This window comes from Micromonospora sp. ATLC16 (assembly GCF_057196645.1).
Map to the genome: position 1 here is coordinate 18,997 of NZ_JBXUOW010000035.1, position 12,823 is coordinate 31,819.

General features: G+C 71.8%; 9 protein-coding genes. 7 read left to right on the forward strand and 2 right to left on the reverse strand.

Going from position 1 to position 12,823, the window contains the following annotated elements:
• Positions 1 to 170: 170 nt before the first annotated feature.
• Positions 171 to 1,544: a 3-oxoacyl-ACP reductase gene (locus tag AC2CHE_RS16470; protein WP_484505762.1), complete on the reverse strand. Its 1,374-nt coding sequence runs from the start codon at positions 1,542 to 1,544 to the stop codon at positions 171 to 173.
• 54 nt (positions 1,545 to 1,598) lie between these two features.
• Here AC2CHE_RS16470 and AC2CHE_RS16475 point away from each other — a divergent pair, with 54 nt between their 5' ends.
• From AC2CHE_RS16475 to purB, 4 genes are all read left to right on the forward strand, one after another.
• Positions 1,599 to 2,891 (forward strand): acetyl-CoA C-acetyltransferase, encoded by a 1,293-nt coding sequence (locus AC2CHE_RS16475; RefSeq protein ID WP_484505763.1) that lies wholly within the window; start codon positions 1,599 to 1,601, stop codon positions 2,889 to 2,891.
• Positions 2,892 to 3,009: 118 nt separating this feature from the next.
• Positions 3,010 to 4,017 carry a glycosyltransferase family 2 protein gene (locus tag AC2CHE_RS16480; protein ID WP_484505764.1) on the forward strand — a complete coding sequence of 336 codons (1,008 nt, stop codon included), beginning with the start codon at positions 3,010 to 3,012 and terminating at the stop codon, positions 4,015 to 4,017.
• Positions 4,018 to 4,165: 148 nt separating this feature from the next.
• A complete protein-coding gene (locus AC2CHE_RS16485; protein ID WP_484505765.1) occupies positions 4,166 to 6,502 on the forward strand; it encodes a hypothetical protein in 2,337 nt (778 codons plus the stop codon).
• A 116-nt stretch (positions 6,503 to 6,618) separates the two neighbouring features.
• Entirely contained in the window at positions 6,619 to 8,043 is a 1,425-nt protein-coding gene (gene purB / locus AC2CHE_RS16490) for an adenylosuccinate lyase (RefSeq protein ID WP_484505766.1), read from the forward strand.
• A 32-nt stretch (positions 8,044 to 8,075) separates the two neighbouring features.
• On the opposite strand, the gene AC2CHE_RS16495 is transcribed toward purB, so the two are convergent.
• Positions 8,076 to 8,639, reverse strand: a complete 564-nt coding sequence (locus AC2CHE_RS16495) for a YbjQ family protein (RefSeq protein ID WP_484505767.1) — start codon at positions 8,637 to 8,639, stop codon at positions 8,076 to 8,078.
• A gap of 406 nt (positions 8,640 to 9,045) precedes the next feature.
• On the opposite strand from AC2CHE_RS16495, the gene purS reads away from it, so the two are divergent.
• The 3 genes from purS to purL all read left to right on the forward strand — a co-directional run bounded on the left by purS (position 9,046) and on the right by purL (position 12,819).
• On the forward strand, positions 9,046 to 9,309 hold the full coding sequence (purS, locus tag AC2CHE_RS16500; protein WP_484505768.1) for a phosphoribosylformylglycinamidine synthase subunit PurS: 264 nt from the start codon (positions 9,046 to 9,048) through the stop codon (positions 9,307 to 9,309).
• Positions 9,306 to 9,989: a phosphoribosylformylglycinamidine synthase subunit PurQ gene (gene purQ, locus AC2CHE_RS16505; protein ID WP_484505769.1), complete on the forward strand. Its 684-nt coding sequence runs from the start codon at positions 9,306 to 9,308 to the stop codon at positions 9,987 to 9,989. The genes purS and purQ overlap by 4 nt, the downstream gene beginning before the upstream one ends.
• A 67-nt stretch (positions 9,990 to 10,056) precedes the next feature.
• The gene (gene purL / locus AC2CHE_RS16510) at positions 10,057 to 12,819 is read left to right on the forward strand and encodes a phosphoribosylformylglycinamidine synthase subunit PurL (protein WP_484505770.1); all 2,763 of its coding nucleotides are present in this window, start codon (positions 10,057 to 10,059) and stop codon (positions 12,817 to 12,819) included.
• Positions 12,820 to 12,823: the final 4 nt, after the last annotated feature.

Sequence of the window (12,823 nt, forward strand, 5' to 3'; positions counted from 1 at the left end):
GGCCGGGGCGAGGTGGGAAAGGTCGTGGGTCGCCTCCAGGTCTTCGCCGCCCGCCCGTCGGGCGAGCGCGGCGGCCCGGATCTCCGGGGTCAGGATCTCGGTGGGCCCGTCGATCAGCTCGCCGACCGAGAGATCGTCGCTCGGCTCGTCGCCGCGTTTACGCCTGGCCATCACGCCCCCAGCATGCTCTGGCCGCAGACCCGGACCACGTTGCCGCTTACCGCACCGGACGCCGGCCAGGCGAGCCAGCCGATCGTCTCGGCGACGTCCACCGGCAGCCCACCCTGCGAGAGGCTGTTCATCCGGCGGCCGGCCTCCCGCAGCGCCAGCGGGATCCGGGCGGTCAGCCGGGTCTCGATGAATCCGGGGGCGACCGCGTTGACGCTGATCTGCCGTCCCCGCAACGTCGGGGCGAGCGAGTCGACCAGCCCGATGACCCCGGCCTTGCTGGTGGCGTAGTTGGTCTGGCCCCGGTTGCCGGCGATCCCGGCGATCGAGGAGACACCGATGATCCGCCCGCCGGCCGGGATCAACTCGCGTTCCAGCAGCAGGTCGTTGATCCGCTCCTGGCTCGACAGGTTGACGTCGATGACCTGGTTCCAGCGGTCGGCGTCCATCCGGCCGAGGGTCTTGTCCCGGGTGATGCCGGCGTTGTGCACCACCACGTCCACCCGCCCGTGCCGGCTGGCCAGGTGCTCGGCGAGCCGGGCCGGTGCCTCGGCGGCGGTCAGGTCGAGCTGTACGGCGCTGCCGCCGATCTCGTTTGCCACCGCGGCCAACTCGTCCCCGGCGGCCGGGATGTCCAGCGCCACCACGGTCGCCCCGTCGCGGGCCAGCACCCGGGCCAGCGCCGCGCCGATGCCCCGGGCCGCACCGGTGACCAGCACCACCTGCCCGTCGAGCGGGCGGTCCCAGTCGGCCGGAGCGGTGGCCTGGCCGGCACCGACCCGGATCACCTGCCCCGAGACGTACGCGGAACGACCCGACAGCAGGAACCGCAGGGTCCCCTCCAGGCTGGTCCAGGTGCCGGCGTCTGCCTCCCGCGTGACGTACACCAGCTGCGCGGTGATGCCCCGGCCGAACTCCTTGCCGATGCTGCGGGTCAGCCCCTCCAGTGCTCGTTGGGCGGTCGCCTCGCGGGGCGTGCCGCACTCGGTCGGCGGGGTGCCCAGCACGATCACCCGGCCGTTGGGCTGCACCGCCCGGGCCTGCGGGTGGAAGAAGTCGTAGAGCTGGCGCAGTTGGGACGACTCGGTGATGCCGGTAGCGTCGAAGACGAGGGCGGCGCTCTCCGGCGTACGACCGGTTGCCGGATCGGGGACGGCGGTGGCCGGATCACGCAGGGCGAGCCCGGCGGCGGCCAGGGCCTTGCCGACCGGCTCGGTGAGCCGCCCGCCGGTGGCGGCTCCGAGCAGAACCAGCCCGGGCAGAATCGGCTCGCCGGGCGCGTGCCGGCGCAGGCGCGGCGGATCGGGCAGCCCGAGGCGCTTGACCAGCGCCCGTCCGGCCCCCGACTGGACGAAGCTCGCATACCTGTCGGTCATAGGCGTAGCCTACTGATGAGTAGGGTGTAGGCAAAACTTTCGAGGAGACGGATCGTGCAGAACGTTCGACGGGTCGCGGTCATCGGCGGCAACCGGATCCCCTTCGCCCGCGCCAACTCGCGCTACGCCAGCGCCGCCAACGCCGACATGCTCGGCGCCGCGCTGGACGGGCTGATCGCCCGGTTCGGTCTGGCCGGGCAGCGGGTCGGCGAGGTCGTCGCCGGTGCGGTGCTCAAGCACTCGAAGGACTTCAACCTCACCCGAGAGGTTGTGCTCGGCTCGAAGCTCGACCCGCGCACCCCGGCGTACGACATCCAGCAGGCCTGTGGCACCGGCCTGGAGGCCGTCATCCTGGTCGCCAACAAGATCGCCCTCGGTCAGCTCGACGTCGGCATCGCCGGTGGCGTCGACACCACCTCCGACGCTCCGCTCGCGGTCAACGAGGACATGCGTCGCACGCTGCTCAAGCTCAATTCCGCCCGCACGCTCGGCGAGCGACTGCGGATCGCCGCGAAACTGCGCCCGGCGCAGCCGTTCAGGCCGGAGATCCCCCGTAACGCCGAGCCGCGCACCGGCCTGTCCATGGGTGAGCACGCCGCGCAGACCGCGCTGCGCTGGAACGTCGACCGGCAGGCGCAGGACGAGTTGGCGCTGCGGTCGCACCAGCGGCTGGCCGCCGCATACGACAAGGGCTTCTTCGACGACCTGATGACCCCCTACCTGGGGCTGACCCGCGACCAGAACCTGCGCCCCGACACCACCCTGGAGAAGCTGGGCACGCTGCGGCCGGTCTTCGGCACCAAGGGGTCGGACGCCGAACGGGCGACCATGACCGCCGGCAACTCGTCGCCGCTGACCGACGGCGCCTCCACCGTGCTGCTGGCCAGCGAGGAGTGGGCGCGCGAGCACAACCTGCCGGTGCTGGCCTGGTTGTCCTGGTCGGAGACGGGCGCGGTGGACTTCGTGCACGGCGAGGAGGGGCTGCTCATGGCACCCGCGTACGCCGTGCCCCGGCTGCTCGACCGGGCCGGGCTCACCCTTCAGGACTTCGACTACTACGAGATCCACGAGGCGTTCGCCTCGCAGGTGCTGGCGACCCTGGCCGCCTGGGAGTCACCGGAGTTCTGCAAGGACCGGCTCGGCCTGGACGCTCCGCTCGGCGCCATCGACACCGACAAGCTCAACGTCAACGGATCGTCGCTGGCCGCCGGTCACCCGTTCGCCGCCACCGGCGGCCGGATCGTAGCCACCCTGGCCAAGCTGCTCGCCGAGAAGGGCAGCGGACGCGGCCTCATCTCCATCTGCGCCGCCGGCGGCCAGGGCGTCACCGCGATCCTGGAGCGCTGACCGCCATTCGCCGACCGTTCACGACAGCGAGAGGTTCGCGTCAACTCGACGCGAGACAGTGCGGGTTCTGCGTACCTCGCAGTGTGACCTTTCTATGTGGAGCGGGGCCAGTAGAAGGATGCAATCCGAGCCAACAGGTGAAATCACGCTGTCCGTCGTCATCCCGATGTACGACGAGGAGGCGATGATCGGCAACCTCGTCGCCCGGCTCCGGCCCGTGCTGGACGGGCTGCACACCAGCTATGAGGTAGTGGCCGTCGACGACGGCAGCCGCGACGCCACGGTCGGCCTGCTCACCGCGCAGGCCCGCGACTGGCCCCAACTGCGGATCGTCCGGCTGCGCCGCAACAGCGGCCACCAGGCGGCACTCACCGCCGGTCTGCACCGGGCCCGCGGCCGGTGGGTGGTCAGCCTCGACGCTGACCTCCAGGATCCGCCGGAGACCATCCCCGAGATGTTGCGGCTGGCCCGCGCCGGTGCCGACGTGGTGTACGGGGTGCGCGCCGATCGCAGCACCGACACGTTCTTCAAGCGGCACACCGCCCGGGCGTACTACCGGCTGATGCGGCGGATCGTCGGCGCCGAGGTGCCGAACCAGGCGGGCGACTTCCGGATGGTGAGCCGTGCCGTGGTGGAGACGCTGCGGCGGTTGCCCGAACGCGTCCCGGTCTACCGTCTGCTCGTGCCCGCGCTCGGCTTCTCCAGCGCCGAGGTCCGCTACGCCCGTGCGGCCCGGCTGGCCGGGAAGACGAAGTACCCGCTTCCACGCATGATCGCCTTGGCCTGGGACAGCGTCGCCAATTTCACCGCCACACCCCTGCGGCTGGCCACCTGGCTGGGCCTGGGCAGTTTCCTGGTCAGCCTGGCACTGATCGTGTTCGGCGTGCTCGGGCACCTGCGTGGGGCGACGATCCCCGGCTGGACCTCGCTCTTCGTCGCGGTACTGCTGTTCGGCGGGGTGCAACTGGTCTGCCTGGGCCTGCTCGGCGAGTACGTCGGACGGATCTACGCCACGGTGCAGAACCGGCCGACCTTCCACATCGGGTGGGACTCCGCCGACGATCCGCCCGGCACGCCGCAGTCGCCGGCCGACAACGGTCGCCCGGTCGCCGCCGTCCGTGGCTGAGACGCGGCTGCCGGTCGACCATCCGGCGGTGTCATCCACGTCGCGCGGGGCACCGGCCTCCCGGACGACGCAGACGGAGTCGGCGGGCGAGCGCGTCAGGGCGACGGCGGTTGTCGCGGGTGATCGACCTGAGTCGGTGAAGTGGACGATGGCGCGCCGGCTCGCAACGCTGCTGCCCTGGCTGGTCGTGCTCGCCTCGCTGCCGGTCGTCTGGTGGCGCGGCGGCACGCCGGGCGCCGACATCGTCGCGTTCGTCGGGTACTGGGCGCTGGCGCTGGTGCTGCCGGGAACACTCGTGCACCGGGCGCTCCGCGGCAGCCGGGGCAACCTGCCCGAAGACCTCGGCTACGGCGCAGCCACCGGCCTGCTGCTCGAACTCGGTGGCTGGGTGCTCGCTGCTGCCGCCGGCACGCAGCACCTGCTGCGTTGGTGGCCGCTGCCGATCCTGGTGGCCTTCCTGGCAGTGCCCCGGATGCGACGGCACTGGCGGACGGGCCCCGGCCGGCGGCTACCGCTGGCCTGGCACTTGACGATCTGCGCGGTGCTCCTGCTGATCGCCCTCTGGGGGTACGCCAACTGGCGGTTGCTGCCACTGCCGCCGGCGAACTACGCCTACTATCCGGACCTGCTCTACCACCTCGGCCTGGTGCACGAACTCACCCGGACCATGCCCTTCGAACTGCCGCAGGTGGCGGGAGATCCGCTGCGCTACCACTACCTGTCGGACGCGCACCTGGCCAGCGCCAGCATGATCAGCGGTGTGCCGCCGGCGACGGTGCTGCTGCGGCTGTGGGTGGTACCGGTCGGCTGGGTGGCGGCGCTGGTCATCGCCGGGCTGGCCCGCGAACTGGCCGGACGCTGGTGGGTCGGACCGCTGGCCGCGGCAGCCGGGTACCTCGGCGCGCCACCCACCCTCGGCTCGCCGCTTAACATCCCCTGGACCCGCGCGCTGTCGTACGCCAGCCTCTCCCAGACGTACGCCCTGCCGCTGTTGATGCTGCTTGCCGCTGTCTGTGTACAGGTGCTGCGCGGGCGCGCCCTGGGCGCGGCCTGGGTACTGGTTCCGGCGCTCGGACTGGCCTGCGCGGGGGCCAAGTCCAGCGCCCTGCCGCCGTTGATCGCCGGACTCGGGCTGGCGGCTCTGGCGGTGTGGGCACGCACCCGGCGGGTGCCCTGGCGGGTGTTCGCCATGCTGACCGTACTGGTGGCGGCGATGGCGGCCGGCTACCGGCTCTTCGCCGGCGGCGGGGCCGGGACACTGCGTGCGCAGCCGCTCGGCCTGATCCGTCACATGCTGCCCTACCAGCAGACGTACGGTGCCGAGGAAGGTGCCCAGTTCGGTGGTCTGCTGCCCCCGGGGCTGGCCGGAGCCGACGGGTCCGCGGCGTGGTTGCTGGCGGTCGCCCTGGTGGGTACGTGGCTGCTCTGGCAGACGCCCCGGCTGGCGGGCGGTCTCCTGTTCGCCGGCCCGGTCCGACGTGACCCGGTGGCCTGGCTGTTCAGCGGTGCCGTGGTCGCCGGTCTCGCCGTCGCCTGGCTCACCTACCATCCCTCGGCCAGCCAGGTCTACTTCTGGCTGCCCGTCATCCCGTTCGGTGCGCTGCTCACCGCCTGGTGGCTCGCCCGGACCGGAGCGTCCTGGCCGGTGCTCGTCACGGCCGGCGTTCTCGGTGTGCTCGCCCAACTCCTCGCCCCGCCACTCGCGTCGCCCCCGATGGTGAGCAGGGCGGAACGAGCGATCGAGTCGGTGCGCGTCGCCGCCGCCGACCGCTGGCTGGTGACGCTTGGATGGTCGGCAGCCCGGTACGCCGCCCTGATCGCGCTCGCCGCCCTGCTGGCTGTGGCGGTGGAGTCGGTGCGCACTCGGCACCGCCGCGCCGTCGTGGTACGTCGGTTGGGCCGGCCGGCTCTTGCGACATTGCTCGGCCGGTCGGCGCTTGCCGGCATCGTTGCGGCGCTGCTCGGTGCGAGCCTCGCTACCGGCGTGGACATCTCGGTCCGTCAGCTGGCACGCGAAAGCTCGCTCGGCACGACTAACCAACAGCTCGTGGTGACCGCAGCCGAGATGCGGGCCGCGCTCTGGCTGGACGGGTACGCCGACCCCGACGACGTGGTGGCTACCAACGTGCACTGCCGGCCGGTACGTCACGCACCGCACTGCGACGCCCGCGCCTTCTGGGTGACCGGGTTGGGCGGTCGCCGGGCGTTTGTCGAGAGCTGGGGCTACGCCGACGCCACCCTCGCCGCCCACGGGCGTGACGGCTTCCGGTATCCCAACCAGCCGGCACCCGACGCGGCGCTGTTCGCCCTCAACGAGCGGGTCTTCACCTCACCCACCCCTGCCGACCTGGCCTGGCTACGCGACACCCACGGGGTGCGTTGGCTGTTCGCCGACGCCAAGGCCGGACCGGTGTCACCGGAGCTGGCTCGGCTGGCCCCGGTCCGGTACGCCGACGGTCCGGTCACCATCCACGAGCTACGGTGACTCTTCGATAGGTCGCTCAGATCGACCGATCGGCCCAGCCCTCGACCGGGTGCCCGACGCCGCCGCGTCCGGCACCCGGTCGGGAGGCAGGGCGGCGATATTGCGAAAATGGTGGGGTGACGATGATTCCCAACGTGCTCGCCAATCGGTACGGCTCGGCCGAGCTGGTCACTCTCTGGTCGCCGGAGGAGAAGGTCCGCCTTGAGCGGCGGCTCTGGCTGGCCGTGCTGCGGGCGCAGCGGGATCTCGGCGTGCCGGTGCCGGACGGGGTGGTCGAGGCGTACGAGCGGGTGCTCGACGATGTCGACCTGACCTCGATCGCGGCGCGGGAGCGGGTCACCCGGCACGACGTGAAGGCTCGGATCGAGGAGTTCAGCGCGCTCGCCGGGCACGAGCACGTGCACAAGGGGATGACCTCCCGGGACCTCACCGAGAACGTCGAGCAGCTCCAGGTGCGCCGCTCACTGGAGCTGATCCGGGATCGGGTGGTGGCGACGCTGGCCCGACTCGCCTGGCACGCCCACGAGTACGCCGACGTGGTGATGGCCGGCCGGTCGCACAACGTGGCGGCGCAGGCGACCACGCTGGGCAAGCGCTTCGCGTCGGCGGCGGAGGAGCTGCTCATCGCGTACGAGCGGCTGGAGGACCTGATCGCCCGGTACCCGCTGCGCGGCATCAAGGGGCCGGTCGGCACCGCCGCCGACCAGTTGGACCTGTTCGACGGCGACGCCGAGAAGGTCGCCGAGTTGGAGCGGCGGGTCGCCGAGCACCTGGGCTTCAGCCGAGTGCTGGGCAGCGTCGGCCAGGTCTACCCGCGTTCGCTCGACTTCGACGTGCTCTCCGCGCTGGCACAGGTGGCCGCGGCACCGTCGTCGTTGGCCACCACGATTCGGCTGATGGTCGGTCAGGAGTTGGCCACCGAGGGCTTCAAGCCCGGCCAGGTCGGCTCCAGCGCGATGCCGCACAAGATGAACACCCGCTCGTCGGAGCGGGTCAACGGCTTCGCGGTGATCATCCGGGGTTACCTGTCGATGGTCGGCGAGTTGGCCGGTGACCAGTGGAACGAGGGGGACGTCTCCTGCTCGGTGGTGCGCCGGGTGGCCCTGCCGGACGCCTTCTTCGCCGCCGACGGGCTGTTCCAGACGTTCCTCACCGTGCTGGACGAGTTCGGCGCGTACCCGGCGGTGATCGACCGGGAACTGGAGCGGTTCCTGCCGTTCCTGGCCACCACCAAGATCCTGGTGGCCGCCGTCCGCCGGGGCGTCGGCCGGGAGGCCGCCCACGAGGCGATCAAGGAGCACGCCGTCGCGGTCGCCCTGGCCATGCGGGAGAAGGGCACCCCCGACAACGACCTCTTCGACCGCCTGGCCGCCGACCCTCGCCTGGGCCTGTCCCGCCCCGAGATCGACGCCCTGGTAGCCGACCGCGCCGCCTTCGCAGGCGCCACCCCCACCCAGATCCAGTCGGTAACCGCCAGAATCACCAAAATCGTCCAATCCCACCCTCAAGCCGCCACCTACTCCCCACCCCCCATCCTCTAAACCCACCCAACGGCAGCGGTGCGGGAGCGGGGTCAGTCGCGGGTGGGGGTTTCGGGGGCGGTGCCGAGGGTGGGGGCGCTGGGGGGTTCGGCGATCTTGCCGAGTTCCTCGGCGAAGGCTGGTTCCTGGGCCGTCTCGGCGGCTACCAGGGGCTGGTCGGAGGGCATGACGTCGGGGGCCTTGGGCACCACGATCACGGCGGTGCCGTAGGCGCAGATCTCCATCCACATCTCGCCGCAGTCGCGGCTGTCGAACCGCATCCCCACCACGGCGTTCGCGCCGAGCCGCCGGGCCTCCTCGCCGAGGCGGGCGACCGAGTCGGTACGCCAGCGGGTCAGGTTGTCCGGCGCCATCGGGTCGTACGCGCCGCCGCGCAGGTTCTTCACTCCCTCGCGGTACGGGTTGCGGGTTCTGGCCATGGAGGAGACCACCTCGCCGAGGATCTGGCGGATCTCGTAGCCGGGCAGTTGATCCGTCGTCACGACCAGCACGTTTCCGATGTTGGCAGGCCCGGGTGCGGCACATCGGGAGCCCTGTTCACCTGCTCTGATGCTGAAAAACCGCCCGGCGCGGACGGCGGGCGCAGGGGCCACCATCCGCGCCGCCACGGACGCTAACCGTCAGACGCCGGAAACGGACCGGATCCAGGCATGGTTGTACGCGACGCTGCCGTAGTTCCGGATGCTCTGGCCGTCGGCGGTGGTGAGGAGATGTAACAGTTCGATTTCCCGTCGCCGGGCCGCTCGGGACCCGCGGCGGCTCTCAACTGCTCTGCCACCGGGGGCCATCCGTTCGGTGGGGCGATCGGCAGGGGCTGGCAACGAAGCCATATCGGGATCACAACGAACCCGTATCGGTCCCGACAGACCCGTGCGGGTGAGGTCCGAGCGGTACTCGGACGGCGTCCGGCCGGTGCGTCTGGCGCGGCATCTGCCAGGTAGGCTGGCTGCGCTCGCCCGTTGTGGGTAGGCACCCAACTGCGTACACAGTCAGGAGTGCCCAGTGCCTCGCGTCGTCGTCGACGTCATGCTCAAGCCCGAGATCCTCGATCCTCAGGGCCAGGCCGTCGCAAACGCGCTGCCCCGGCTCGGCGTCAACGACGTCGCCTCGGTACGGATCGGCAGGCGGATCGAGATCGACTTTGCCGGTGAACCGGACCTGGACCGGGCCCGGGAGATCGCCGACAAGCTGCTCGCCAACCCGGTCATCGAGGACTTCACGGTCCGTCTGGTCGAGACCGACGAGCCCGCGGAAGCCCGGCCGTGACCGCCCGGATCGGTGTGGTGACGTTCCCCGGTTCGCTCGACGACGGGGACGCCGCCCGGGCCGTACGGATCGCCGGCGCCGAACCGGTCCGTCTCTGGCACGGCGAGGCGGAGCTGCACGGGGTGGACGCGGTCGTCCTGCCCGGTGGCTTCTCCTACGGCGACTACCTGCGCTGCGGCGCGATCGCCCGGTTCGCCCCGGTGATGGAGAAGATCGTCGACGCCGCCGGTGGGGGCCTGCCCGTGCTGGGCATCTGCAACGGCTTCCAGATCCTCTGCGAGGCTCACCTGCTGCCCGGGGCGCTCACCCGCAACCAGCACCTGCACTTCCGCAACCGCGACCAGATCCTGCGCATCGAGGCGACCGGCACCGCCTGGACGAACACCTTCCAGCCGGGCCAGGAGGTGCTGATTCCGGTCAAGAACGGCGAAGGGTGCTACGTCGCCGACCCGGCGACGCTGGACACGCTCGAGGCCGAGGGCCGGGTGGTCGCCCGCTACGTCGGCGGCAACCCCAACGGATCGCAGCGGGACATCGCCGCGATCACCAACCAGGCCGGCAACGTGGTCGGCATCATGCCGCATCCCGAGCACGCGGTGGAGGCGCTCACCGGCCCCTCCCTCGACGGTCTCGGCTTCTTCACCTCCGTGCTGAAGCACCTGGTGGGGGCACCGGCGTGACCGTCCACGGCGGGATCATCGGTCGGCTCACCCGCCCTTCTGGCGGCGAGCGCAACAAGGAGACGCCATGACCACGCACCCGGACCCGGTGCGGGAGAACCCGGAGGCGGTCCCGGCGCAGCCGGCCGCTCCGGCCCGGCACGCCGCCGTCCCGGCGGCCGCCGACTGGACCGACGGGGTGGACACCGTGCCGCGCGCCGCCGGCACCCCGGAGGAACTCCAGCCGTACGCCGAGCTGGGGCTCGCCGACGACGAGTACGACCGCATCCGGCACATCCTGGGTCGGCGGCCGACCCAGTCCGAGCTGGCGATGTACTCGATCATGTGGAGCGAGCACTGCTCCTACAAGTCCAGCAAGGTGCATCTGCGGCAGTTCGGCGAGAAGGCCCCGCCGAGCGACCGGCTGCTCGCCGGCATCGGGGAGAACGCCGGGGTCGTCCGGATCTCCGACGAGCTCGCCGTGACCTTCAAGGTCGAGTCGCACAACCACCCGAGCTTCGTCGAGCCGTACCAGGGCGCGGCGACCGGTGTCGGCGGCATCGTCCGCGACATCCTGGCAATGGGCGCCCGCCCGGTGGCGGTGATGGACCCGCTGCGCTTCGGCGCCGCGGACCACCCGGACACCGCCCGGGTGCTGCCCGGCGTGGTCGCCGGTGTCGGCGGCTACGGCAACTGCCTCGGCCTGCCCAACATCGGTGGTGAGGTGGTCTTCGACCCCTGCTACCAGGGCAACCCCCTGGTGAACGCGCTCTGCCTGGGCGTGCTGCCGGTCGACCGGCTGCAGAAGAAGGACGCCAACGGCCCCGGCAACGTGGTGGTGCTGATGGGCGCCAAGACCGGCCGGGACGGCATCGGCGGCGTCTCGGTGCTGGCCAGCGCCACCTTCACCGAGGGCAGCGAGCAGCGCCGCCCGTCCGTGCAGGTGGGCGACCCGTTCATGGAGAAGCTGCTGATCGAGGCGTGCCTGGAGCTGTACGACGCCGAGCTGGTCGTCGGCATCCAGGACCTCGGCGGCGCCGGCCTGACCTGCGCCCTGACCGAGACGGCCGCCTCCGCCGGCACCGGCATGCGGGTGTGGCTGGAGCGGGTACCGCTGCGCGAGCCCTCGATGGCGCCGCACGAGATCCTGGCCAGCGAGTCCCAGGAGCGGATGCTGCTGGTCGTGACGCCGGAGAAGCTGGAGGCGGTGCTCAAGACCGCCGAGAAGTGGGGCGTCTGGGCCACCGCGATCGGCGAGGTCACCGCGCCCGAGTCGGACGGTGCACCGGGCCGGCTGCACATCACCTGGCGGGATCACCCGGTGGTGGACGTACCGCCGGGCTCGCTTGTGGACGATGGACCGGTCTACGCCCGGCCGATGCGCGAGCCGGCGGACCTGATCCTGCTCCAGGCCGACCGGGCTGAGACGCTGCCCCGGCCGAGCGACCCGGACACGCTGCGCGAGACCGTGCTGCGCATGATCGCCTCGCCCAACCTCTGCGACAAGACCTGGGTCACCGAGCAGTACGACCGCTACGTGCTGGGCAACACCGTGCTCGCCCAGCCGGAGGACTCGGGTGTGATCCGCATCGACGAGCGCACCGGGCTGGGCGTGGCGCTGTCCGTGGACGGCAACGGCCGGTATGCCCGGCTCGACCCGTACCAGGGCGCCAAGCTCGCGCTGGCCGAGGCGTACCGGAACGTGTCGGTGACCGGTGCGACGCCGATCGCGGTCACCGATTGCCTGAACTTCGGCTCGCCTGAGGACCCGGGCGTGATGTGGCAGTTCGCCGAGGCCGTACGCGGCCTGGCCGACGGCTGCGCCGAGCTGGGCATCCCGGTGACCGGCGGCAACGTCAGCTTCTACAACCAGACCGGGGCGGCGGCCATCCACCCGACGCCGGTCGTCGGCGTACTCGGTGTGCTGGAGAACGTGGCCGACCGCGTGGCGTCGGGCTTCGTGCCGCGCCCCGGCGCCGATCACGACCAGCTCTTCCTGCTGGGCGAGACGCACGTGGAACTCTCCGGCTCGGAGTGGGCGTGGGTCACCCACCAGCATCTCGGTGGCGTACCCCCGCACGTCGACCTGGCGCGCGAGAAGCAGCTCGCCGGCCTACTCGCCGACGCGGTCCGGGTGGGGCACGTCAGCTCCGCGCACGACCTCTCCGACGGTGGTCTCGCGCAGAGCCTGGTGGAGTCCTGCCTGCGCCATGGCGTCGGGGCTCGGATCACGGTGCCGGAGCGGTTCGAGGGCAACTCGATGCCGTTCGTCTTCCTGTTCAGCGAGTCGGCGGGACGGGTGCTCGTGTCGGTGCCGCGAGGTCACGAGAAGGCGTTCACCGCGCTCTGCGGCGAACACGACGTGCCGTGGGAGCTGATCGGCGTCACCGACCCGACGGGCGGCGCGCTGGAGGTGAACGGCCAGTTCCGGCTCGGCCTGGACGAGCTGCGCGAGGCGCACACCGGCACCCTGCCGGCGCTGTTCGGCGGCGTGCGGCCAATCGAGGTGACCGCTCCGGCAACCGCCGAGGTGGTCATTGACGGTCCGGCCGCCGGCGTCGATGCGGCTGCCGACATCGACGGCGCGCGGGCCGAAGCTGTGCCGGCATCGACCGGAGTCGCACCGGTGCCGGCCGAGCAGGCGTCGGGCGCGACGGATTCGACAGGTGAGTCGGCCGACAGGCCGGCCGAGCGGGCCACCCCGCCGGTGCGTGGCGGCCGTGTCGTGGCGGCCCCGCAGTCGGCCGAGGCCGCCGATCCGACCGCCCCGATGGGCAGCCACCAGGAACCCGGGGCGGACGCTCCGCAGCACGGTGACACCGAGCAGCCCTCCGCACCCGACCAGCGCTGAGGCC